The 23,156-nt window shown below is 69.5% G+C and carries 16 protein-coding genes and 2 pseudogenes; 7 read left to right on the top strand and 11 right to left on the bottom strand.

From position 1 onward, the window contains the following. Positions 1–74: 74 nt before the first annotated feature. From ACF1AG_RS22670 to ACF1AG_RS22655, 4 genes are all read right to left on the bottom strand, one after another. Positions 75–755, bottom strand: a complete 681-nt coding sequence (locus ACF1AG_RS22670; protein ID WP_387798003.1) for a PAS domain-containing protein — start codon at positions 753–755, stop codon at positions 75–77. 1,040 nt (positions 756–1,795) lie between these two features. Beyond that, positions 1,796–3,847 carry a phosphocholine-specific phospholipase C gene (locus ACF1AG_RS22665; RefSeq protein WP_391810304.1) on the bottom strand — a complete coding sequence of 684 codons (2,052 nt, stop codon included), beginning with the start codon at positions 3,845–3,847 and terminating at the stop codon, positions 1,796–1,798. Positions 3,848–4,172: 325 nt separating this feature from the next. Next, positions 4,173–5,132, bottom strand: a complete 960-nt coding sequence (locus ACF1AG_RS22660) for a glycoside hydrolase family 43 protein (protein WP_387798047.1) — start codon at positions 5,130–5,132, stop codon at positions 4,173–4,175. A gap of 465 nt (positions 5,133–5,597) precedes the next feature. Then, positions 5,598–8,708, bottom strand: coding sequence for a discoidin domain-containing protein (locus ACF1AG_RS22655; RefSeq protein WP_387798043.1), 3,111 nt, complete (start codon positions 8,706–8,708; stop codon positions 5,598–5,600). Between the two features lie 384 nt (positions 8,709–9,092). Here ACF1AG_RS22655 and ACF1AG_RS22650 point away from each other — a divergent pair, with 384 nt between their 5' ends. Continuing rightward, positions 9,093–9,776: a DUF2238 domain-containing protein gene (locus ACF1AG_RS22650; protein ID WP_387797999.1), complete on the top strand. Its 684-nt coding sequence runs from the start codon at positions 9,093–9,095 to the stop codon at positions 9,774–9,776. 250 nt (positions 9,777–10,026) lie between these two features. Here ACF1AG_RS22650 and ACF1AG_RS22645 read toward each other — a convergent pair whose 3' ends face one another. Further along, complete coding sequence (locus ACF1AG_RS22645; protein ID WP_387797997.1) at positions 10,027–10,560, bottom strand: GNAT family N-acetyltransferase; 534 nt, start codon at positions 10,558–10,560, stop codon at positions 10,027–10,029. Between the two features lie 63 nt (positions 10,561–10,623). Here ACF1AG_RS22645 and ACF1AG_RS22640 point away from each other — a divergent pair. Then, a pseudogene (locus ACF1AG_RS22640) lies at positions 10,624–10,734 on the top strand (isocitrate lyase/phosphoenolpyruvate mutase family protein); the annotation flags it as partial. 182 nt (positions 10,735–10,916) lie between these two features. Here the strand turns inward: ACF1AG_RS22640 and ACF1AG_RS22635 are convergent. Beyond that, a complete protein-coding gene (locus ACF1AG_RS22635; protein ID WP_387797996.1) occupies positions 10,917–11,513 on the bottom strand; it encodes a TetR family transcriptional regulator in 597 nt (198 codons plus the stop codon). A gap of 94 nt (positions 11,514–11,607) precedes the next feature. Between ACF1AG_RS22635 and ACF1AG_RS22630 the strand changes: the two genes are divergently transcribed. The 3 genes from ACF1AG_RS22630 (at position 11,608) to ACF1AG_RS22620 (ending at position 15,331) form a co-directional block, all read left to right on the top strand. Further along, the gene (locus tag ACF1AG_RS22630) at positions 11,608–12,651 is read left to right on the top strand and encodes an NAD(P)-dependent alcohol dehydrogenase (RefSeq protein ID WP_387797995.1); all 1,044 of its coding nucleotides are present in this window, start codon (positions 11,608–11,610) and stop codon (positions 12,649–12,651) included. Between the two features lie 169 nt (positions 12,652–12,820). Next, positions 12,821–14,035 (top strand): IS256 family transposase, encoded by a 1,215-nt coding sequence (locus ACF1AG_RS22625; protein WP_387798041.1) that lies wholly within the window; start codon positions 12,821–12,823, stop codon positions 14,033–14,035. A gap of 1,050 nt (positions 14,036–15,085) precedes the next feature. Next, the gene (locus ACF1AG_RS22620; RefSeq protein WP_387797993.1) at positions 15,086–15,331 is read left to right on the top strand and encodes a hypothetical protein; all 246 of its coding nucleotides are present in this window, start codon (positions 15,086–15,088) and stop codon (positions 15,329–15,331) included. A 104-nt stretch (positions 15,332–15,435) separates the two neighbouring features. Here ACF1AG_RS22620 and aztD read toward each other — a convergent pair whose 3' ends face one another. The 4 genes from aztD to aztB all read right to left on the bottom strand — a co-directional run bounded on the left by aztD (position 15,436) and on the right by aztB (position 19,818). Then, positions 15,436–16,638, bottom strand: coding sequence for a zinc metallochaperone AztD (gene aztD / locus ACF1AG_RS22615; protein WP_387797991.1), 1,203 nt, complete (start codon positions 16,636–16,638; stop codon positions 15,436–15,438). Between the two features lie 88 nt (positions 16,639–16,726). Beyond that, complete coding sequence (gene aztC, locus ACF1AG_RS22610) at positions 16,727–17,704, bottom strand: zinc ABC transporter substrate-binding protein AztC (RefSeq protein ID WP_387797989.1); 978 nt, start codon at positions 17,702–17,704, stop codon at positions 16,727–16,729. After that, entirely contained in the window at positions 17,701–18,936 is a 1,236-nt protein-coding gene (locus tag ACF1AG_RS22605; RefSeq protein ID WP_230230026.1) for a hypothetical protein, read from the bottom strand. The genes aztC and ACF1AG_RS22605 overlap by 4 nt, the downstream gene beginning before the upstream one ends. A gap of 21 nt (positions 18,937–18,957) precedes the next feature. Then, complete coding sequence (aztB, locus tag ACF1AG_RS22600) at positions 18,958–19,818, bottom strand: zinc ABC transporter permease AztB (protein WP_230230025.1); 861 nt, start codon at positions 19,816–19,818, stop codon at positions 18,958–18,960. Between the two features lie 15 nt (positions 19,819–19,833). On the opposite strand from aztB, the gene aztA reads away from it, so the two are divergent. Then, positions 19,834–20,604, top strand: a complete 771-nt coding sequence (gene aztA, locus ACF1AG_RS22595; RefSeq protein WP_191882578.1) for a zinc ABC transporter ATP-binding protein AztA — start codon at positions 19,834–19,836, stop codon at positions 20,602–20,604. Positions 20,605–20,878: 274 nt separating this feature from the next. Continuing rightward, positions 20,879–21,349, top strand: a pseudogene (locus ACF1AG_RS22590) (ubiquinol-cytochrome c reductase cytochrome b subunit); the annotation flags it as partial. Positions 21,350–21,555: 206 nt separating this feature from the next. On the opposite strand, the gene ACF1AG_RS22585 reads toward ACF1AG_RS22590, so the two are convergent. Then, complete coding sequence (locus ACF1AG_RS22585) at positions 21,556–22,944, bottom strand: NAD(P)/FAD-dependent oxidoreductase (protein WP_191882576.1); 1,389 nt, start codon at positions 22,942–22,944, stop codon at positions 21,556–21,558. Positions 22,945–23,156: the final 212 nt, after the last annotated feature.

The raw sequence follows: 23,156 nt of genomic DNA, 5'->3' as shown, positions 1-23,156 counted from the left end.
CTTACGACGGCGGCCGTGGCGGTGTGTCTCCGCCACGGCCGCCTCCGCGGGGCGCGTCACGCCCCGACCTCGCACTACCCCACGCGCTCCGGGAGGACCCGCGGCGGCCACTGTCCCTCGGCGAACATCCCGAGCGCGTGCGCCCGCGCCACCAGAGCGGGCCGGTTGGGGGCGTCGAAACGCCGCAGCATCTGACCGACGCGATATTCGATTCCCTGACGGCTCAGATAGAGACGGGAGGCCAACTGCACCGTGGACTCGCCACGCGCCACACCTTCCAGCACCTGCGCGTCGAGAGCGCTGACCACGGGTCCGCCGCCGGCCGCTTGCTCGGCCCGGCGCAGAAGGACGACCAGACCGACGATCTCACCCGTGGGCTGTCCGACGGCGATCGCGGTGATTTCGGCCGGGACATTCCGGCCCTCTCCGTCGCGACACGTCACCCTTTCCCTGAATCTCCGGCAACGCCCGGAGGAAAGCGCGGCGAACTGTTCCCGCAATTGTCCGGGAACCGGGGAACGGAGCAGTTCGAGCAGGCCGCGTCCGCATATCTCGTCGACGCTCAGGCCGAACTGCCGGGAGAATGCCGGTTCCGCGGCTGTGACGGCCAGTGTCCGGGGGGACACGTGGGCCGTGCAGGCGGCTTCCTGGGTGGGACCGTCCGGCGCGCCGATCAGGTCACGGCGGGCCGGAACAGGCGCGGCGGCGGTCTTCTTCTTACGGGGCGAGGCGTCGGGGAAACTCGTGGTCGCCACGGACGTACCGTCCTTCTTCCTGCGCGTGGGGGGCTGGGAAGTGTGTGCCGACGCGGAGCGGACCGGTGCGCTGTGCCTGGGTGTCGGCGAGCGCCCGGTGACGGCATGCCACCTCGTCGGTGGCCTGAGCCGGGTGTCCGCGTCGTTCAGGGCCGGCGTCGGGCGCCGGGCCCCGGTGCGGGTCGGGGTGAGCAGAGGAAGCGGTGCCGAGGCGACCGTCGTCCCGGTCACCTGGATAACGTTGTCATGACCATTCGATCTCGCGGCGCGGTCCCGTCGGCCGACGACGGGGCGGGCGGGCGAACCGTACGTCCTGCCGTGACGAGAAGCCCGTTCGGGCAGTGCGCGGCACTGGAACCTCCACAGTACGGAGAGGGGGTTCATTTGCGGGGTCGCCTTAGAGACTAAGGGGAGGCACCCCTTGAGGCAAGAGTTTGTCAGGTGAACTCAGTAACTCGCCAACTGTTCCGTACGCGGGCCCCTTTCGGGCACGGAGAACTCCCGATCCAAACAAATCACGGCGGAGTGCTAACACCGCCTCTGGAATGCGCCGCCGGCAACGGACAACGCTTGTCACCCCTTGCCACACTCCCAGAAGTGCTCACAACTCACGCGCCCGTTCGGGCAAACGGAACCTCGTGTACCGTGCCGGCCGGGCCACAGAACCCGAGGAGGGAGTTGCCGGATCAGCCACAGTTCGGCCGTCGGCTGAATAGGGCCGCGTGCCGCGCGGGGCGTGAGCCGGGCCGATGCCGTCGGTGACGCGATGTCAACGGGGCATCCGACGCGCCTGGAGTCCGGTGAACGGAGCTCCACGTAGCGGACCTCCGGAACAAGATCGGCACGCGTCCGGACACCTTGACCGCAGTGCGCAGCACTCTCTTACGCGTCCACGCCACTCCGTCCACTCCCATGTTCGAACCGGTCCGGACCGAGCCGCACGACCGGTGACCGCATCCAGCGCGAACACAGGCGATGCCCGTGACGTGTCCTGGAGCCGACTCGGCCCCGGCCGCACGATTCGGGGCACCTCACCACGGTTACTTGGTGAGGTTCGCCGGGTCGCTCACGCCTGGCTGGCCGTTCTCGACGTGCCCGGCGAACCGGCGCAGGAAGGCATTGTCGGCGTCGGAGGTGATGGTCAGGTCGTACCAGCGGCGGCTTCTGGTGAGGTCTACGGTCCGCCGCACGGCCGCGCCCGGGCGGACCGTGACGGCCGAGGGCCTGCCGCCGTAGCCGTCGGCGATCCGCAGCCGGACCGTGCCGGCGCCCCTATGGGTGAAGGTCAGCTCGATGTCGTCGCCCCGGTCGCGGGCGGTGACCTCGCAGCCGGCTGTGCTGTTCGAACCCTTGAAGACGCGCACGAAGCCGTTGGGGCCGTGCACGGTCAGGTCGTAGGAGCCCGCGGAGTACGCCGAGTTCCAGGTGTCCCGGAGCGTCCGGCCGACCTGGGTGGTGTACGTCCAGGGACCGTCGGTGCGGTTGCCGGAGGTGACGTGGAAGGCGGCGCCGGCCTTCGGCCCGGAGGCGAAGGTGAGGGTGAGCTTCCCTGCGGCCGCGTCGACGGAGGCGTCGACGTGCGGGGCGTACTTCAGCGGCCGGGAGCGGCGCAGTCCGCGCTCCTGCCGGGGCATGCGCGGGTCGGCGGGCGGGGTGGGCCTGTAGTCGGGGTGGCGTTCGCGGTCCTGCGGCTCGTACGCGTCGGTGCCGGGCAGCGAGGCCGGGCGCGCGTCCTTGCGGGAGAAGTCGAACGCGGCCGTCAGGTCGCCGCAGACCGCCCGGCGCCACGGCGAGATGTTCGTCTCGCGCACCCCGAAGCGGCGTTCCATGAACCGCAGGATCGAGGTGTGGTCGAGGGTCTCGGAGCAGACGTAGCCGCCCCTGCTCCAGGGCGAGACGACCAGCATCGGCACGCGAGGGCCCAGCCCGTAGGGGCCGGCCGTCCTACGGCCGTCGCCCGGGAAGAGGTCGGGGGTGACGTCGACGGTGGACAAGCCGCGGGAGGCGTCCTTCGGCGGCAGCGGCGGCACGACGTGGTCGAAGAATCCGTCGTTCTCGTCGTAGGTGATGAACAGGGCCGTCCTCGACCAGACCTCGGGGTTGGAGGTGAGGGCGTCCAGGACCTGCGCGATGTACCAGGCGCCGTAGTTCGAGGGCCAGTTGGAGTGCTCGGAGAAGGCCTCGGGGGCGGCGATCCAGGAGATCCGGGGCAGCTTTCCGGTCTTGACGTCGGCGCGCAGGTGGTCGAAGTAGCCGTCGCCGTTCTTGACGTCGGTGCCGGTGCGGGCCTTGTCGTACCAGGGATCGCCGGGCTGTGCGTTGCGGTACTTGTCGAAGTACAGCAGGGAGTTGTCGCCGTAGTTGCCGCGGTAGGCGTCCTGGATCCATCCCCAGGAGCCGGCCGCGTCCAGGCCGTCGCCGATGTCCTGGTAGACCTTCCAGGAGACGCCGGCCTGCTCCAGGCGCTCGGGGTAGGTGGTCCAGCCGTAGCCGAGTTCGGCGTTGTCCAGGACCGGGCCGCCGCCACTGCCGTCGTTGCCCGTGCAGCCGGACCACATGTAGTAGCGGTTCGGGTCGGTGGAGCCGATGAACGAGCAGTGGTAGGCGTCGCAGACGGTGAAGGCGTCGGCGAGGGCGAAGTGGAAGGGGATGTCCTGGCGGGTCAGGTACGCCATGGTCGAGGTGCCCTTGGCGGGAACCCACCGGTCGTACTTGCCACCGTTGTAGGCCTGCTGGCCGTCCGGCCAGGAGTGCGGCAGGCCCTCCAGGAACTGCATGCCGAGGTCGTCGGCGTCCGGGTGGAAGGGCAGGAGTTCCTTGCCGTCCTTCTCCTGGTGCCAGACCGGTTTGCCGTTGTCGAGGGTGACCGGGCGGGGGTCGCCGAAGCCGCGGACGCCTCTCAGGGTGCCGAAGTAGTGGTCGAAGGAGCGGTTCTCCTGCATGAGGACGACGATGTGCTCGACGTCCTCGATCGACCCGGTGCGGTGGTTCGCCGGCAGGGCGGCGGCGCGCTGGATGCTGGCGGACAGGGCGCTGAAGGCCGTGGTGGCGCCCGCGAGCTGGAGAAAGCGACGCCGGATGACTTCGGGCATGTGGGACGGACCTCTCATCCAGAGGTGTGGGACGACCGGAACGTGACGGAATCTGTGCGGAAGAAGTGTTTCAGGGGCACCGAACGCCAAGGAAGGGGCGCATGACGGGGGTGTGAAAGTCGCCGGTACGGCGGATGCGGCAGACCGCTCGCCAGGAGGGTCCGGGTCGTGACAGAGACACGGACCGAAAGCGCGGCAATCAGCCCCGGACGGTGCACCTCGAGCCGACCTTGGGATGTGGGGCGAAGTCGCCCCACTCCCCCGGAAGCTCCTCGGCTCCGCCTCGGAACCGCCGAGCAGCGTCGGAACAGGGCAACTAGCCTGCCTACTCGAAGAACTTCAGGCTGTAGCCCGCATCGGTCGTGCTGCCGGGAACGTTGGCGCGCCGGTAGGTGGTGTTGCTCCACCAGACCGCTGTTCCGGAGTACCAGTAGCGGTTGGACCACGAGTACGGGGTGCCCTTGGCGACCGCGTGGTACAGGGTGGGGAAGCGGTTTCCGGAGGGCGGAGCGGCGTTGACGTCGCCCCGGGGCAGGATGAACGAGTGGTGGCCGGGTCCGTCGACGTTCACGGTCGGAGTCCAGCCGGACATCATGGACGGCGCGTGCGAACCGAAGAGGCAGCCGTTGCTCTTGTACCAGTCCCAGACGTACGTGGGGTCGCCGCCCGCACGCAGCCGCAAGTCGGCGATGCAGTACTTGTCACTCCAGCTGCCGTTCGCGGAGTAGACAACGTGCAACCGCCCGGAGGGGTCGACGACGGGCTGGGGAGCCTCGTTGATGTACGGGTTGCCCACGACCCGCTCCCAGGGCTCGCGCGGCTGCGAGATGACGTACCGGCCGCCGGTGGCCGCGGTGGGGCTGCTCATCCGGGCGATGTAGAGGTTCTGTTCGACGTTGGTGTCGCCGGACCAGCCCGACCACACGAACCAGCGCTGCCCGTCGTAGGTGAAGGGCACCCCGTCGATGGCCCACTTGTCGCCGGGCAGGGACACCTTGACGGCCCCGGAGTAACCGGACGTCGGGTTGGCTGACCCTATGTGGTACATCCGGTGGGCCGCGCCTCGGCCGGCGGCGAAGTAGATCCGGTACCGGCCGTCGTGGTGCACGATCTCCGGCGCCCACACCTCGCCCAGACCGGCAGTGTCGCGCCATACCTGGTGCTTGGGCGCGGTGGCCACGGCCTCCGGGGTGGCGGCCGTGCGCACCGCGATACCGCCGTCCACGGCTTTGGCCGAGACATACAGGTCGCCCACGTTGATCACGGTCGGGTCCGCCCCGCCCACCAGGGACCGCCCCAGCGTTGAGGGCTGGTCCGACACGGCAACTGCCCGCTGCGTCACGTCCCTGTCCGTCTCCTGGGCGTGCCGGCCGGCAGGCCGCTCGTCCGGCTCGGCGGCGATCGCGACCTGCCCGAGCGCGAGGAGGCCGACGAGCCCCAGCGGAACGGCACCGGCGAGCCAACGCGAAGCGCGCATCAGTTCTCCTCGTGTATGTACACGACATGAGTGAGAGCGCTCTCAACGGTTGCGTCGGCGGGTAGCCCTGTCAAGAGGAACGGCGAGGCTGATACGCATCCCCAGGTGCAGTGCCGATCACGTGCGAAGGGACGCCGAACTCAAGCGTCTGGGGTGATGATCGGCTGGCGGACCCACCCGCACGAGGGCCCTCCCGGCCGACAGCAGGCTGTCGGGGGCAGGGAGGGCCGCGCTACGTCGTGGGTGAACCGTCGGCCTGGAGGGGGCCTGGTGTCACTGCAGGGACAGGTGGATCAGACGGCCGCCGCCCTCGTGTCCCGCGTCGGTCGCCAGGGCCACGTAGCGGGCGGTGATGTCCGTGCTGAGGCACCGGTCGCGGCCACGGCCCGTGAGCTGTCCGGCCGGGGTGTAGGTGAGGCCGTCACTGCTGAACTCGACGCGCAGTCCCGGTACGTGGCCGTTCGTCCATGCCGTGCGGATGTCGCGGACACGGAGCCGGGCGCCGAGGTCGACGACCAGCCGGCCGTTCGGGCCGGGCGTCCACGCGGTCGCCGGGTCGCCGTCGACAGCGGCGGACGGGTCCGACATGCCCGGCGGCAAGGGGCTGGTCGGGAACACCGTGCAACCCAGTGCCAGATCACGCAGAGGGTAGGCGGTGGCCCGCTTCACGGTGACCGCCGTGGTGCGGCCGGCCTTGACCACCGCCACCTCACTGCGCCCTTGGGCGGTCACCTGCACGCGGCAGGCGGGCCCCGTGAGTTCGACCGTCGAGCCGTCGACCACGCGCGCCCGCAGACCCGTCGGCAGAAGACGGCCGTTGAGCGGGCGTACGGTCAGCCGTGGCGGCAGCAGCCGGGCTTCCGCCGCGTCGAGTTCGGCGTCGTAGGCGGTGCCGCCGTCGGTGAGGGTCTGGAGTCCCTCGAACAGCAGCCTCGCCGGCCCGGTCTGCGGTACGTCGACGCGCGTCGTAACGGGCTCGTCCGACAGGTTGAACAGGCTGAGGTGATCGTCGGTGAGGGCGGCGCGGACGGCTTCGGCGTCCGTTCGTGGCGCGGGTGCCGCCGCCCGTTCGCGCAGGCTACGGGGCGAGGCGCCGGGGAGTCCTTCGACCAGGAGGGGTGCGGCCGGGCCGTCGGCGAGGATGATCTCGTCCTGGTGGACCGTCAGGCCGGAGGCGGCGCCCCGCACCACCAGTCCTGCGCGGCCGTCGACGTCCAGCCATCCGCCCCGGCTGGTGACGTCGGGCACCGGCCAGGAAGCGAGGTCCTCCCACTGGACTCCGTCCGCAGACCCCTGCACCGTGTAGGCGCGTCCCGCGGCGGCCTCCCAGCGCAGGGTGACCCGGTCCACCGCGTGCGGAGCACCGAGGTCCACAGCCAGCCAGCTGTCCGCCCGGGGGCGGTCGCCCCGTGACACGGCCCACCGGGTGGTCGTGCTGCCGTCCACCGCCAGCGCCGGCTCCCTGCCGGTGTCGTGGGAGGAGGCGGTGGCCGTACCGGTCCGGGCCAGATCGGCGCCGTCCGCGCCGTCGCGTGCTTCGAAAGCGAAGAGCGAGTATCCGTAGGTCGGGTCGGGTCGCACACCGAGCATGCGCAGATGCCGCACCTCGGTGCGCGCGAACGTCACCTCGTCGACGCGCGCGGCCGGCGTGGCCGGCCGGGAGTCGGCCGAGGCGACGGTGGCGCTCCCCTCGGCGAAGCGGTAGATCCGCGCCCCGGTCAGACCGGGCACGCCCGGCATCGTCAGATTGTGGATCTCCAGGTGCCCCTCCCCCGCCGCGACACCCGACGTCGCGTACACGACGGCACCGGAGGGAAGCGTGGTGAATCCGGCGTGCCCGGACCCCACCTGGAGCATCGTGGCGCTGCCGTCGAATCCGTCCCGGCTCCTGCGGTAGGTCCGCACCCGGCGTTGCGTCGCCTTGAGGGATGTCGTCGGCAGGAACATCGGCGTGGACCCGCTGAGCTTGAAGAGCCAGTCGTCGTGGCCGGGTTGCCAGGCGAACTTCACGAAGCCTGGCTTGGTCACGGCACCCGCCCATGCCCCGGGCGTCTGGTGTGACACCAGGCCGGGTCCGGGGCCGAAGTCGGTGACGCCCGCGGCGTGTTCGAAGAGTTCGCCCGTGGACAGGGGGCGGACGGTACGGCCTTGTTCGTTCGCCCACAGATGCAGGAGGTAGCTGATGGCGACTTCCGCTCGGGCCTCGGGCTCGTACTTCGGTTCGCCCGAGAACTTCGCGATCCGGTATTCCGGCGGGTAACTCTGGTAAGCCTCCAGTCGCTCCGCCAGGGCGACTTCCGCCCGGGCGGCAGCCCTGTCCCCCGCCACCTGGGCGAGGAACGCGAGCGGGATGACGTCGCGGCCGTAGAGGTGCTCTCGGTCGTCGACCATCGGCATCAGCGGCTCACCGGCGTCGCTCATGACACCGAGGAGGGTGCTCCACAGCTGATCGGCGTTGGGCTGGTTGGTGAGCACCTGGGGCAGCGGCCGGCCCGCGGCGATGAAGTGGGCGGCGTTACGGCCCGATGTGCGCCACAGTTCCTCCTGGTAGTGAGGGCCGAACGAGCCGTGGTTCTCGACGATGAAGGTGTCGTACAGGTTGCGGGCGGTGTTGTCGGAGACGGGAGCCCCGTCTACGCGCGCCGGGTTCGCCAGGTCCGCCTGGGGCAGTCCGGCCTCGTTGCGCGACCACGCACCGAAGGCTGTGGCCCAGTCACCGTGCCGTGGGTCGTCCACGGCCCAGGCCAGCCCCGGGGCCAGGGACTGCGCGTAGACCCCCATCTCCTCGAGCTTGGTGTCTCCTTCGTGGCCGCCGAGCAGACCTCGAGGGGTCCAGCTGCCCGAAGCCGGGTCGTTTCCTGTGCCCAACTCCGTGGTGTAGGCAGCCTGTTCACGGGCGATGATGTCGACACGGGAGCGAGTGGTCTCGTCGAGGTCGTCCCACAGCAGCCGCGCGGCGAGAACGAAGTACAGCTGGAACGTGGTGTCGAAGAACAGTCGCCGGCCCCATTGCGTGCCGCCCGTCAGTCTGTTGGACGCTGCGAAGTGCTTGATGGTCGCAATTGTCCGAGCCTTGATGACCTGCTTCTCCGTCCCCGCTCGGACATCGTCGAAGCTGCCGCGGGTGAGCAGAACCGCATGGCCGAGCACGACGGCGAAGCCGAAATCCTTGTCCGTGTAGTAGCCGCGGGCCGCGTCCCACTGGGTTTCCGTCCAACGGGTGTGGTTCAGCAGGACGCGGTGATAGATGTCCGCCACCGGGTCGGATGCCGTGCTGCTCCGGTGTTGTCCGTGGGCCTGAGCGGTGCCGCTGCCCGCGGCGAGAGGCAGGGAGGCCAGCGCACCCGTGGCGCCGAGGAGTTGGATGAAGCGGCGACGGTCCATGGGGGATCTCGGCAGCACGCGCGGCACCTCTCGGTCAGACAACGTTGTCAGGCAATGGCGTGAATTCTTCGGTCCGCCAGTCGATACGTCAAGAGGTTGCCCCGGCAGACGGTGAGCGGGGGCGCGTCACGCGCCTCCAGCGGAATTCCGGCGCGTCGGCTTCGGACGGGCGGCCGCTTTGCAGGCGGTCGCGGCAGCGGCCGCATGGTCCGGCCCGGTGATGATCGGGTGGCGAGCCCAGTTGTGGGCATGGCGGGCGGCCCCCGGTCCTCCCGCTGCGGTCCCAACCCGCCCTCCCCACCCGGCAGATGAGTAGGAGCGCTCATGCCGGGCTTCGCGACCACCCCCAGGATGGCGGCAGCACACAGACAAAAGGAGCACACGATGTCCGCCACCAGCATGTCCGTCATCCCGTCGCCGTCGGACGCACCGCCGGCCTCCGGCGCTACCGGTCGCCGCCTGCCCGCCGTTCTCGTGGCCGTCGTCGCCGCAGCGCTCTTCGCGTCTGCGTGGGGTGCCAAGGACCCGACCACCTGGCTGCTGGAGACGGTCTGGGTCATGGTGGGCCTGCCCCTGGCGATCCTCCTGCGGAGGCGGTTCCCGCTGAGCGGCCTGCTGTGTGGTCTCCTCGGTGTTCACGCACTGGTCCTGATCGTGGGTGGGCACTACACCTACGCGGAAGTGCCGGCCGGTGACTGGGTGCGCGATTGGTTCGGCCTGGAGCGCAATCCCTACGACCGCTTCGGCCACCTCATGCAGGGCTTCGTCCCGGCGATCCTGGTCCGGGAACTCCTGGTCCGCACCTCACCGTTGCGCGGCAGTCGTTGGCTCGCCCCGCTGACGGTCTGCGCCTGCCTCGCCTTCAGCGCCGTCTTCGAGATGCTGGAATGGGCGGCGGCCGTGATCGGCGGACAGGCCGCCGACGCGTTTCTGGCCACTCAGGGCGATGTCTGGGACACCCAGTGGGACATGTTCTGCGCGCTGATCGGCGCCACCTGCTCAATGCTGCTCCTCGGCCGCCTGCACGACCGCAGCCTCACTCGCCTGCCGTCTGCGGCGAAGGACTGAGCCGGTCCCTCGGCCCGGCGTGGTGTGCGGAGCGAGGAGCCGTGCGGTGACGGCTGCGAGGTGTGCCCGAGTTGCCCAGAGGAGATGTGCTCTCGGCTGACGAGATGTGCGGCGGGGCCGGCGAGGGGGGCGGCGAGCCGGCCCGGGTCCTGATGCCCCACCCGGGCGCTCGTCCGCGGCATCGACCCTGCTGGCGCATCGGCACGGGCGGCAGGGGGCAGGCGCGCGAGCAAGGCAAAGAAGTGCTCAGTTACGCCGTGAACTCGGTCAGGTCGATAGCGTGAACGCGCAGTGGACAGCCGTACACCGGATGTACCGTCTCCCGCTCGGGCACCATGCCCAGCTTGCGGATGACGTTCTCAGAGGCAGTGTCCCCAACCCGGCTGATGCTGATGACGCGGTCCACGCCGCGGTCCTGGAGCGCGAACTCCAAGGTGGCGTGCGCTGCTTCGGAGGCGTATCCCTGGCCCCAGAACTGTGAGCCCAGACGCCAACTGATCGCCACGGCGGGCATCACCTCCGGCAGGAACTCGGGCACCGACAACCCCGTGGAGCCCATCAGTTCGCCCGAAGCCAACAGTTCGACGGCGAAGAGCCCGAAGCCCTCCTCGTCCCATTCCTCCTCCCAGCGTTCGATCTCCTCGGCCGTGTCATCCAGGTCGCGCACCGAACCGTCGTCGACCCAGCGCATGACCCGTGGGTCCGCGTTGATGTCCGCCATCGGGGCAAGGTCATCGTGGTGCCAGCTTCGGAGGAGGAGACGGGGGGTGCGGATCTCGGTCATGCCACCATCCTGCCGAAGAAAGGGCCTTCAGCCGTAATCCGACGCCCACGACGGCGACAATGCGATCCTGAGCGTTTCCGCCGTCTCGGTGTAGGCCGGATCAGCTACGGCCCACTGCTGCAATTCGCCATGGCGGACGCGATGAAGGACATGCTCAAGGGGTGGGCACCCTGAGGGGTTGGCCGGGCTACGGGCCGGCCAGCGGTGTCACTTCGCTTGCCGCGGAGGTGACCGACGCGGAGGTGAACCACCTCAGCGGAGTTCGGTTGCGCTGAACGGGGCAGCCCCGAGTGGCCGTTACCGGCCTTCGGGGCTGCGTGGTGCCATTGCGCCTCGGGCCCTGACCGTCATAGCGCTCAGGCACCCCGGTCCGGGGCGACGGCGCGGCTTACGCAGTCCCGCAGCAGGGTGCGTCGCTGCTTGTGCACGCTCTCGGGTTCCTGTGCCGAGGCGGCGTAGACGTTGCTCACCGGAGACCACGCCATGGACATGGCGATGACCATGGCCATCACGTCGAAGGGGTCTCCCTGTCTGATGCGCCCGGCGGCCTGGGCCTCTGCGATCGCACGGAGTTTATGGTCGTCGTAGTGGTCGTGGTCCGCCACGAGATGCCCGGTCGGGCGCCGCTCCAGCCGCGCCCAGGTCGCCAGCCGGATCAGATCGGGGCGGCTGAGGTACTCGTCGTAGAGGCGCACCGCCCAGTCGGCGAGGTCCGTGGCGTCGATGGGGACGACGTTGGTGATGCGCTCCAGTGACGCGAAGAAGATCGCGTCGAAGAGTTGCTCCTTGTTCCCGAAGTAGCCGTAGAGCTGAGCCTTGTTGGTGCGCGCGGCGGTGATGATCCGCTCGATGCGCGCACCGGCGATGCCGTACTGGGCGAACTCCTGGGTGGCAGCGTCGACGATGCGCTGGTAAGTAGCGGCTCCGCGACTGCTCGATGGCTGGTCAGGCATATCGTGACCTTAACAGACAGACTCGTCTGTTTGCCTTTCGGACCTCACCCCACTACCGTCGGACAGACCGAACAGTCTGTCTTAGGAGTCAGAAATGCGTTCCACGACCGGATGGCAGGCGAACGGCACGACACGCACTCTGCGCCGCGCTGCGCTGGAGCGCCGGGAGTTGCGCCCGGACGACATCGCGGTACGTGTCGACTACTGCGGTGTCTGCCACACAGACCTCCACGCGCTGCAGGCGCTCGGGAGCGACACGAACGGCGTGCTCGTACCCGGGCATGAGTTCACCGGGGTGGTGGCCGAGGTCGGCGGCGCGGTGTCCGACTTCTCCCCGGGCGACCCCGTGGCCGTCGGCAACATCGTCGACTCGTGCGGCACCTGCCGCATGTGCCGGGCCGGCCAGGAGAACTTCTGCCGTGAGTTCCCGACACTGACCTACGGCGGAACCGACCGGCAGGACGGGTCGACCACCCTGGGCGGATACTCCCGCGAATACGTCGTGAGCAATCGGTTCACCTACCCTCTCCCTGCGGGCCTCGACGCAGCCGCCACAGCCCCACTGCTCTGCGCCGGCGTCACCGTGTGGGAACCGCTGCAAGCGCTCGAAGTGGGCCCCGGCAGCACCGTCGCCGTGGCCGGGCTCGGCGGCCTCGGACACCTCGCGGTCAAGATGGCGAGGGCACTCGGCGCCACGACCTCCGTCATCAGCCGGTCTCTGGACAAGGCTCACGAAGCGCGCGGCCTGGGGGCCGAGGGTTTCATCGTGTCCACCGACGCGGAGCAGATGGAAGCGGTCCGCGACCACTTCGACGTGGTCATCGACACCATCTCCGCTCCCCACGACCTGGCTCCGTACCTGCGCGTCACCGCCGTGGACGGCACCCTCAGCCATCTCGGCCACCTCGGACCGGTCACCGTGGAGACCATGGACCTGCTCATCGGCCGCAAGAAACTCAGCTCCGCCGGCAGCGGAGGCCGCCCGTCCACCGCCGCCATGCTGCATTTCTGCGCCGAACACGGCATCACCGCCGACATCGAACTGCTGCCGTCGTCCCAGGTGAACGAGGCGCTCGAACGCCTGGCCCGCAACGACGTCCGCTACCGCTTCGTGCTCGACATGTCCGACCTGGACTGACCGGATGGCGTCCCGCTGTGTGGTGTAGGGGATCTCCGCGGTTGAGTGCGCGGGTTCCACTCCCTGGAGTGCACCGTCTGCCGGTGAGTACTCCCTGCTCAACTGGCAGGCCACCGTGCAACTGTCCGGAGTGAACGGGCAGTTCGACCCCAGGGGGTGCACGGTGGCCTTGTCCCAGCATGACCTACTTCGCCTGCTTGAGTCACTACGTTCGGCTGATGGTCTTGAACTCGTCCGCGAGGTCGCCGAAAGGCTGCTGCAGGAACTGATCGAGGCAGAGGCCACCACAAAGATCGGCGCCGAGTGGGGCGAACACACCGACACCCGCACCACCTGGCGCAACGGGCACCGCGAGAAGACGGTGACCACGCAGGCCGGCGACCTCGAGCTCGCGATCCCGAAACTGCGGGCCGGGAGCTTCTTCCCCAGCCTCCTCGAGCGCCGCCGGCGCATCGACCAGGCTCTCTACGCGGTCGTCATGGAAGCCTACGTCCACGGCGTGTCCACCCGGTCGGTCGATGACCTGGTCAAGGCCCTGGGCTCGGACACCGGGATATCGAAGAGTGAGGTGTCCCGGATCTGCGCGGACCTGGACGAACAGCTGGACGCCTTCCGGACCCGTCCGCTGGACCACATCCGGTTTCCCTACCTGTTCCTCGACGCCACCTACGTCAAGGCCCGCGTCGACCACCGCATCGTCTCGCAGGCCGTCGTCATCGCCACCGGCGTCACCCAGGACGGCGGCCGCGAAGTCGTCGGCGTCATGGTCGGCGACAGCGAGACCGAAGCCTTCTGGACCCAGTTCCTGCGCCACCTGCGAGAACGTGGCCTCAGTGGCGTCCGCCTGGTCATCTCCGACAGCCACAGCGGCCTGGTCAAAGCGATCCGCAAGGTCATGCTCGGCGCCGCCTGGCAGCGCTGCCGGGTCCACTTCGTGCGCAATGTCTTCGCCGCGATCCCGAAAGGCTCGGCGGAGATGGTCGCCGCGACGATCCGCACCATCTTCGCCCAGCCCACCGCGGATACTGTCCGCACCCAGCTCGACACCGTCGCCGACATGCTCGGCCGCCAGTTCCCCAAGGTCAAAGAGATGCTGCTGGAGGCCAAGGAGGATCTGACCGCGTTCGCGGACTTCCCCCACCAGCACTGGAAAAAGATCCAGTCCACCAACCCGCTGGAACGGCTGAACCGGGAGATCAAACGCCGCACCGACGTCGTCCAGGTCTTCCCGAACCCGCCCGCCGTCCTCCGTCTGGCCACCGCGGTCCTCGCCGAACTCCACGACGAATGGATCGCCTTCCCCCGCCGCTACCTCTCCAACGAAAGCATGGACGCCCTCTATCCCGACGACACAATCGTCCTGCCCGCCACGTCAGACGACTGATCACCTACACCACGACACGGGACATGACCACTGACCGCCGGCGAAGCGACTCGTCCGACGGCAAGCCCGCCGACAAGCACGGGAGCCGTGGACACGGTCGACGGCGAGCGGGTTTCGCGGACACCGTCGAAGGAGACCTGCCGGGGCGTCAACCAGTGTCCATAGGCTCTCTCTCCTCCCTTCACGCAAGTGCGGTCAGGCGGGCTCGAGGTGACTGATCACCCCGTTGTCGGCGCATTCCCCAACCGCAGCAAGGACCAGCAGCGTCTGGCTCATGCAGGTCACCCACCCCGCCCCGACGCGGAGCCTGATCAGCACGCCAGTCCCCGAGAGGCGTCCAACATGCACATACCACCTACGGCGGTGTCCATCACGAACGAGCAGGCCAGCGCCCTCAGGGACTGTGTCCCTCGGCCTGGCACGGCGTCCCAGGCCCAATGACTCTGCCTGGTGGACGAGTTGACGTCGGTCGGCCCAGGGCTGATCGCGGTCATGACCAGTCCGATCGTGGAAGAGCAGCTCGTTCTGGGGGCGGCGAATGCACCACAAGCCACGCTCAACGGCTTGGCTCCCCTTGCCGCGCTCCCTGAAGTGTGGACGACTCACGCGCCCGTTCGGGCAAACGGAATCGCGTACACCGTTCCGAGCGGGCCACGGAACCCGTCACCGAACCCGAGGAGGGATCTGCTGGATCAGCCGCAGTTCAGCCGTCGGCCGAAAGGGTGCGTACCGCGCGGGGCGTGGGCCAGGCCGATGTCTTCGGTGAGGCTGGGCATCGTGGGCGTCGGGTCCCCTGCGCACTCGCAAGCACGCCGCCCCCTGCTGCCGGAGAGTGAGACCGCCCGTCCTCTACGGCCGGCCCCTCGGCTGATCCTCCGGCCCGGAGATCGAAATCGGGGCCCCACGAGACCCTCTCGGCACAAGCAGCCTCAGCCGATCCGCAGGAGCCGGGAGGATCTCAGGCATTCGTGCGCCGTATGTGCAGGTGGCCGTCGCGAGGGAAGGAGGGCGCGCCGCGTCGGCTACAAGACACCGGAGGAACAGGCGGCCGTGCGACGGCTGGTGGCCGAGCAGCTCGACCAGGTGGAAAGGGCCCGCAAGGGGTTGCCTTACTGGCTCGGCACCATGGGCATCGTCGTGATCGCCCTGGTCGTATTCGGGGCCTTCAGCGGGTCCCTCGTCTCCCCTCTCGTCTTCGCGGCCGGCGTGGTCGCGCTGTGCTTCTGGGTTCTGTGGATGCGACGCCGCTCCCTGGAGCGCCTCCACCGGATGCGCCAGGTCTTGCAGTACAAGTGAGCGCCGCATCGCCGCCACCGGGGGGGTGACGGCGAGGGCCCACAAGGTGGAGAGCGGCCACAGCGGCCCGCGGCGGGCCGCTGTGGCGAGGGCAGGTCGCGCCGTCAGTGTCCGGCAACGACGCCCGACAGTTCGTTGGTGCTCTCCGGCAGGGTGACGGAGGCGGTCTTCTTCCCCGTGTCCAGGTCGATGGCGTGCAGGGCCTTCTTGCCGGGGTCGGAGACGTACGCGGTGTGGTCTCGGACGAACAGGGTGGGCCGGGCCTGCTGCCAGTCCAGCGGCTCCTGCCACTCGCCCACGGCGGGGATCTTCTTCTCGATCTTGCCGGTGTTCTGGTCGATGACGTGGATGGCGCCGTCGGTGCCGAGAACCAGGGCCTCGCCGTGCGGGCCACGGGCCAGTGAGCGGAAGGAGTAGCTGGTGCCCAGGTCCACCAGACGCAGCCTCTTCTTCTCGGTGTCGACGAGGGAGACGCGGGTGGGCCGCTCCAGCTCGGCCTCGGGGTCGGTCTTGTAGTCGCCCAGGAGGATCGGTGAGGTGTCGCTGCCGGCCTGGTTGCCGATACGACCGTAGTCGTCGGGGGCTTCGATCTTGGTGAACTTTCCGTCCTTGTAGATCAGGACGCCGTCCTCGCACCCGACGGCGATGGCTTCCGCCCTGGCTGCCGCCTCGCCGTGGACGCCGGGGCAGTTCTCGTTGCGTGCGATCTCCTTGTTGTTCTCGTCCAGCACCAGCGCGCCGGTGCGCTTCTCCTCGGTGCCCAGGGTGCTGAGGAGTTCGCCGTTGGCCAGTTCGACGGCGACACCGTGGTGTGCCTCGGCGGAGGTGTAGGTGCGGCCTTCCGGCTTCTTGCCGCTGCCCAGATCGGCGGGGTCGAAGACGTTGACCTCTCCGGTGCCGTCGGTGAAGAGCACGGTCCTGCCCGCGTGGCGTACGACATGGCCGGGCTTGGCGCCCTTGTACTCGATGCCGGTGAGGGTCTGGTCGGTGGCGTTCAGGACGCGGAATCCGCTGTCGGTGGAGACGATGACATGGTCCTCGTCGCCCGCGGGGTTGACCCGGTTGAAGCCGGGAAGCCCGATGGCCTTGGCGAGCTTCAGGCTCTCCCCGTCCACAATGTAGAGGCCGCCGTCGAAGGTGGCGACCAGCGGATTCTTGACCGCTGCTGCGGGCGTGGCGCTCGCGGTCCCGTCGGCCCTGGCGTCGGCAGAGGAGGAGTCACCCCCTCCACAGGCGGTCAGAACCGTGGAGGCCGCCAGGGCGACTGCCGCGCCCAGGACGGCTCTGCTGCGCATCGACTTGTTCATCTGTGTGTTCCTTTCCGCGCCGCCCGGTGGCGGCGGTGTGGTGTGACGGTGTCGGCCCGCCTGCCGGCGGGCAGGGAGACGCTGCAGGTCAGGCGCCGGTCAGGCCGCGGACCATGGCGGTGGTGTTGGCGCGCATCATCCGCAGGTAGGTGTCGGCGCCCTCGCCCTTGGCGGTCAGCGACTCCGAGTGGAGTTCGACGACACGGACCTGGCCGCGCATCTCCGTACGCAGTACCTCGGCAAGCCGCTTGGGCTGGGAGGAGTCGGCGAAGACGGTGCGTACGTCCGCCCGCTCCATCACCTCGGTGAGTGAGCGGAGGTCCGAGGAACTGGGCGAAGCCAGCGTCGTGCCGCTGGGGATGACCGCGCCGATGACCTGGAAGCCGAATCGGTCGGCGAGGTAACCGAAGACGTGGTGGTTGGTGACCAAGGCCCGCTTACCCGCTGGTATGCGGTCGAAGGACTTCGCCATCCAGGCGGTGAGCTCCGTGAGCTCCTTGGCGTAGCTGTCGGCGTTGCCACGTATCGTGTCGGCGTCCACGCCATGGACGTGCTCGATGACCTGGTCGGCTATCAAGGCGGTGACCTTGCGCACCCGCTCGGGGTCGGTCCAGAAGTGGGGGTCGGGCTCTTCTGTTCCGCCCTCGGGGCCGCCGTCGTCGGCCGTACGGAAGGTGAGCGGGTCGGCCGCCTCGCCGGCCGCGAGGGTGGCGACGCCGGACTCTCGGGCGGCGTCCACGTGTCGCAGTACGTTCTCCTCGAGTCCCAGGCCGTTGTAGACGACCAGGTCGGCCTGTTCCAGCTCGGCGGCCTGCACCGCGGAGAGGCCGAAGGAGTGCGGGTCGGCATTGGGCTTCATCAGGACGGTGACGTCGGCTTCGTCACCGACGATCTCCCGGGTGACGTCGCCGAGGATGTTGGTGGTGACGACGATGTCGGGCCGGTCGTCGCCGGAGGTGCAGGCGGTGGCGGTGGCGGCCACGACGAGTGCCAGCAGGCCCAGGAGCAGGCTGCGCAGACGTGCGATGCCGACCCTCGCGCGCTGCTTCGCCTCGGTCCGGCTCATCGTCCGGTCTCCGCCATCAGGACCGGCTTGACGTCCAGGTCGAAGGAGCGCGCAACACGCAGGCCGTCGTTGTAGTCGATCTCGAGCACCTTCTTCCCGTCGGGGTCGTTGACGTAGGCGCGGCTGCGGTCGACCTCGATGACGGGGGCGGCGCCGTCGGTGCCGGCCCGCTTCCCTCCCGTCAGAAGCGGCTCGGTCCGCGCGGTCTGCTGTCCGGTGGCGATGTCATAGCCGTGCAGCGAGCCGTCGCTTTCCAGGACAAGCAACGGGGATCCCTCTCCGGCGGTGTTGACCGCGACGACCGGTCCGGTGTTCACACGCATCCAGGTTCGTTCGGCGACATCGAGGACCCAGACGGCGTCGTCTCCGGCCGCGGCGGTGAGCGTGTCGCTGCCGGGCCGATGACGGAAGACGGTGGCCCGCTCCGTCGCGGGGACATTCGTGCCGTACGGGATCGCCTCGGCGGTGAAGGCACCGTTGTGCGCGCGGACGAGCAGGGCGCCGTCGGCGCAGCCGAAAATCACGCCGCGCCTGGTCACGGCGTCCCCTCGGGGCTCCTCGCACGTCACGTCCGATGAGGCGACGCTCTTTCCCCTGCGGTCGAGGACGACGAGTTCGGTGGTGCCGCTTCCCTTCCTGAGGGCGAGCAGGTGCTCCTCGTACGGGACGACGGCGCCGGTGTGGGTGCCCGGCAGCGTGGTGGGAGCTGCGATCTTCCCCTGCTCCAGCTCGCTGCGGTCGTAGAGGAGGGTGCGCCCGTTATCGTCGGTCACCGCGGTCACGGCGGCGTCGCTGCGCACCTGCGCGCGGCCGCCGGCGGGAAGCTCACCCACGTCTCGTGTCGCCGCGCTGTAGTAGTGGACGTGGTCCCCGTGGTCCACCATCCAGACACCGCTGTCGAGGACGTGCGTGCCTCCGAGTGTGTGGAGGTAGCCGAACCTGCCGTCGGTCCCCAGCCGGGCGGCGTCCTTCACCTGCGCCGTGGTGTGCACCTGGCCGGTGATGAGGTCGAGGATCCTGGTGTCGCCGCTGCCGGGGTCGTTGAGGAGGAGCCGGGACTGCTGCTCGGCGGCCTCCCGGGCTCCCTCGACGTGTCCGTGTGGGACGGCGGACGGGGAACTCGCTGCAGACCGCGGGGTGTTGCTTGCCTGGCCTCCACAACTCGTGGTGAGCAGCGCGGTGAGCACCAGTGCGGCCGATGCCCATGGGGTGACGTTTCTGCGTACGGTCATGGCAATCGCCTCTGACTTCTTTCAGTCGACTTCGAGTACGGGGGCCGGGGCGGGGGTGTGGCGCGCACGGCGGTCACGCAGGCCGGACACCATGTGGGAGAGGAAGAACAGGCTCACGGCGAGCGCCGCGACGGTCGCGCCGGCGGCGGTGCTCAGATGCCAGGACAGAAGCAGCCCGCCGAACGTGGCGGTGGCGCCGAGCAGGGCGGCGAGTGTCATGATCCCGCGCACGCTGCGGGCCCAGGGCAGAGCGGCGGCCGGCGGTGCGATGAGCAGTCCGAGGACGAGCAGCGTTCCCACGATGTGGAACGAGGCCACGATCGCCAGACCGAGAAGGCCGAGCAGCACGGCGTGGGCCAGGCGAGGCCGCAGGCCCAGGGTGTGAGCCTTGCGCTCGTCGAACGCCAGGGCCAGGAAGGCGCGGTGGCCGAGGACCGACACCGCCAACGTCGCGAGCAACGCCGCCGCGAGCACGAGGAGGTCCTGCTTCCGGACGGCGAGCACGTCGCCGAAGAGAAAGCCGGTCAGGTCGACCGCGAAGGACTGGGAGCGCGACACGATGATCACGCCGAGCGAGAGCATGCCCACGAACAGCAGCCCGATACCGGTGTCCTGGGACAGCCGCGGTGTACGGCCGAGCGCGGTGACGCCGGCCGTCATGACGACGGCGCTGGCCACCGCCCCCACGATCAGATTTCCGCCGAGCAGCGCGGCCAGCGCGACGCCCGGCAGCAACCCGTGGGACATGGCGTCACCGAGGAAGGCCATTCCCCTCAGCACCACCCAGGTGCCCGCCGACGCGCAGATCGCGGACACGAGTATCCCGCCCCACAGGGCTCGTTGTACGAAGGTCGCCTCGAAGGGGACCGTCAGCCATTCCATGGCGAGGACCCTACAATGAAAATCATGTTCAACAAACCTCGCCCCTCGCCCACCTCGCCCCTGGAGCGGACTGCTCACCTCCACTTCTCCGGGGTCTGCGCCGGCTACCCGGGCCGCCCCGTGCTTCGTGACATCAACGCGCAGATACCGAAGGCGGCCTCGACCGTGCTCGTGGGACCGAACGGCAGCGGCAAGTCGACCCTGCTCGGCGTGCTCGCCGGTGTGATCCGTCCGACATCCGGTGATCTCCACCGCACCGGAGACCGGCCACCGGCGTTCGTCCCGCAGCGCGGAGCCGTCGGTGACGCCCTGCCGCTCACCGTCCGGCAGACCGTGGAGATGGGGCGCTGGGGCGACCGCGGCCCGTGGCGCAGGCTGACCCGCCGGGACCACTCGACCGTGGATGCGGTGCTCGACCGGCTCAAGATCCGGGACCTCGCCTCACGTCAGCTGGGCGAGCTGTCGGGTGGACAACGTCAACGCGCGCTCATCGCACAGGGATTGGCACAGGAGTCGGACCTTCTTCTCCTCGACGAGCCGACCACGGGGCTGGATCCGGAGGCGACGGAGCGGATCGGGACCCTGCTGACGGAACTGGTCGCCGACGGGGTGACGGTCGTGCAGGCCACGCACGACCTGGAGGTCGCACGCACGGCGGACGCATGCCTCCTGCTTCAGGACGGCCGCATCGCCGGACAGGGGCATCCGGACCAGGTCCTCACCACATCGGCGCTGGCCCGCGTCTGGCAACCAGCCGTTCTCGCACCTCCCACGACTGCCGGCTGATGACATACCTCGTGACCGGCCGGCACGGCGCGACGGCGAACCTCCGGCGGCCGTGGTGGCTACGGGCGCCAACCACCGGCAACGACCGCCGTGTGCCTCTCAGTTCTCGACGTGCCTCTCGGTTCTCGACGGCACGCCGTACGCACCGGGACGGGCCGAACTCGTACCGGCCGGATGTCCGGCGGGCCGGCGAGGCCCGGTCCGCCGGCACGCACCATCACCACGATGTCGGCCGTCGCGCCAGGATCGTTGACCAGGCCCAGCCGGACCGGCCGCCCTGGGAGTGGCCTGGCTCAGCGTCTACCTCATGGCCCTCATCGGCGCGGCCAACGACGTGATCGCCACCCACTTGCACGTTTCCGTCAACGCCGTCACCTGGGCCGTACGCATCGGGCTGTTCGTCGCACCGCTGGCGGCCTTCGTGATCGCCAAACGGTGGGCACTCGGGCTGCAGCACCGCGATCGGGAGACGGTCCTGCACGGTCGCGAGAGCGGCGTCATCAAACGCCTCGGGAACGGCGAGTACGTCGAGGTCCACGAGCCGCTCAGCCAGGCGCGTCTGCACGCCCTCACGGCGCACGAGCAGCAGGAGCCTTTGAAGGCCCTGGAGAACGACGGTAGGGCGCCCACCTTCACCCAGCGCCTGCGCGTCAAACTCAGCCGTGGCTTCTACGGGCCGGGCACACAGGTTCCCAAGCCCACAGTGGACGAGTACAAGGAGGTCACCCGTCGGCACGGAGTCTGAGCCGCGATACGGGCAGGGACGATCGCGGCGGGTCGGCCTCCGGCACGCACGGTGCGGCACCGGAGCGACGCCGAGGGCCGCACCTGTTGGCCGTCGGCGTCGGTCAGGCCCTCGATGCGCGCCTCGCGCCGTCCGGTGCGCCTCCAGCGGCGTCAGTCCACGGCCACCGGCACCCGCGGCCGCACCCGCACCCCCGCCCCGCGGGATCAGTCGGTCAGGGCGTTGAACAGCATGTTCAGCCCTTCCGCCATGGTGGGGTGGGCGATGATCGAGTCCCTGAGCAGCGTGTACGGGGCGCCCGTGAGCATGGCGGTCTGCACGACGGTCATCACCTCCGAGGCGTCCGGGCCGAGCAGGGCCACGCCCAGGATCCGGTCGCTGTCCCGGTCGACGACGGCCTTCCAGACGCCCCGGGTGTCCCGCAGCGTGCGAGCGCGTGGAACGGTGGCGACCGGCATGCGCGCGACGCGCACGTCGTGGCCCGCTGCCCGGGCCTCGATCTCGGTCATGCCGACCCGGGCCAGTTCGGGGGTGGTGAAGACGTTCCAGGGCACCAGCCGTCCTGTGGTCCGCCGGTCCGCGCCGGCGATGTTCGCCTTCACAATGCGGTAATCGTCGAGCGAGACGTGCGTGAACTGTGGGCTGCCCGCGACATCTCCCACAGCCCACGTGCGCGGCGCCGATGTCGCCAGCCGGTCGTCGACCTTCACGAAGCCGCGATCGTCCGTGCGTACGCCTGCCGCGTCGAGGTCGAGTTCCCTGGTCACCGGTTCCCGGCCGACGGCCACCAGCACGTCCGTGCCGGTCACCTCCGTCCCGTCGCTCAGCCGTACGGTCATGCCGGACGGGCCGCGCGACACCTCGGTGAGGATGACGCGCGTGTGCAGTCGTACGCCGGCGTCCGCGAGGAACTCCGCCATCGCCTCGGAGACGTCCGGGTCCTCCCGGGGCAGCACCCGCTCGCCGCGGTGCAGCATCGTGACCCGGCTGCCGAAAGCGGCGAACATGTGGGCGAACTCCAGTCCCACGTAACCGCCGCCGATCACGACAAGGTGTTCGGGGATGCGGTCCAGGTGCAGGAGCGTCTCACTGGTGAGGGGGCCGGCCTCGGCGATCCCGGGGATGTCCGGCATCGCGGGTGTCGTGCCGGTGTTGATCACCACGTCCTTGCCCCGCAGGACTCGGGTGCCTCCGTCGTTCAGTTCGACCCGCACGGTGCGTTCGCCGGTGAAGCGGGCGGTTCCCAGGACGAAGTCCATACCGCTGTCGAGGAACTGCCGGTGGTTGAGGTCCACCATGCCTGCCACCACGCCGTCCTTGTGCTCACGCAGGAGGGTCAGGTCGGCCACCGGTTTGCCGGCGCGGACACCGACCTGTTCCGCCCGGCTCAGACTGTCGAGGAGCCTGGCGCTGGTCACCAGGGTCTTGGTGGGGATGCATGCCACGTTGATGCACGTACCGCCGATCATGCCGCGCTCCACCATGGCCACCCGCCCGCCGCTGCGGGCCATGTCCATGGCGAGCGTCTTCCCGCCCTTGCCGCCTCCGACGACGAGGAGGTCCACGTCTTCCACGCCGGTGTCTTCCTGTGCCATGTCGATCCTCCACCACGAACGCCGTACCTCCCCAGCCTCGGCCGCCCACCCGTCGGCCGCATCCGCTGGACACTCGCCACGTCGAGGCATCGCTCCGGGGAGCGTCCTTCCGCTGACCGGCTCGTCCCGGAGGTTGGCATCGGCGGTCGGGCCTGATCGGTGGTCAGGCGGGGTCGGCCGTGCTCGACTCCTTCGTGTCCGCCCGGGCGGCT

The sequence above is a fragment of the Streptomyces sp. NPDC014764 genome (assembly GCF_043082785.1).
In the GTDB taxonomy this organism is placed as follows: domain Bacteria; phylum Actinomycetota; class Actinomycetes; order Streptomycetales; family Streptomycetaceae; genus Streptomyces; species Streptomyces althioticus.
This window is presented reverse-complemented; position numbering and strand designations above follow the sequence as displayed.

What these genes read in the sequence shown, in the direction of transcription:
- ACF1AG_RS22585 (WP_191882576.1), bottom strand. Translation starts at nt 22,944, where the DNA reads ATGGCACAGGAAGACACCGGCGTGGAAGACGTGGACCTCCTCGTCGTC.
- aztB (WP_230230025.1), bottom strand. Translation starts at nt 19,818, where the DNA reads ATGGAATGGCTGACGGTCCCCTTCGAGGCGACCTTCGTACAACGAGCC.
- aztA (WP_191882578.1), top strand. Translation starts at nt 19,834, where the DNA reads ATGAAAATCATGTTCAACAAACCTCGCCCCTCGCCCACCTCGCCCCTG.
- ACF1AG_RS22605 (WP_230230026.1), bottom strand. Translation starts at nt 18,936, where the DNA reads ATGACCGTACGCAGAAACGTCACCCCATGGGCATCGGCCGCACTGGTG.
- ACF1AG_RS22655 (WP_387798043.1), bottom strand. Translation starts at nt 8,708, where the DNA reads ATGGACCGTCGCCGCTTCATCCAACTCCTCGGCGCCACGGGTGCGCTG.
- ACF1AG_RS22665 (WP_391810304.1), bottom strand. Translation starts at nt 3,847, where the DNA reads ATGCCCGAAGTCATCCGGCGTCGCTTTCTCCAGCTCGCGGGCGCCACC.
- ACF1AG_RS22650 (WP_387797999.1), top strand. Translation starts at nt 9,093, where the DNA reads ATGTCCGCCACCAGCATGTCCGTCATCCCGTCGCCGTCGGACGCACCG.
- ACF1AG_RS22630 (WP_387797995.1), top strand. Translation starts at nt 11,608, where the DNA reads ATGCGTTCCACGACCGGATGGCAGGCGAACGGCACGACACGCACTCTG.
- ACF1AG_RS22635 (WP_387797996.1), bottom strand. Translation starts at nt 11,513, where the DNA reads ATGCCTGACCAGCCATCGAGCAGTCGCGGAGCCGCTACTTACCAGCGC.
- aztD (WP_387797991.1), bottom strand. Translation starts at nt 16,638, where the DNA reads ATGAACAAGTCGATGCGCAGCAGAGCCGTCCTGGGCGCGGCAGTCGCC.
- aztC (WP_387797989.1), bottom strand. Translation starts at nt 17,704, where the DNA reads ATGAGCCGGACCGAGGCGAAGCAGCGCGCGAGGGTCGGCATCGCACGT.
- ACF1AG_RS22645 (WP_387797997.1), bottom strand. Translation starts at nt 10,560, where the DNA reads ATGACCGAGATCCGCACCCCCCGTCTCCTCCTCCGAAGCTGGCACCAC.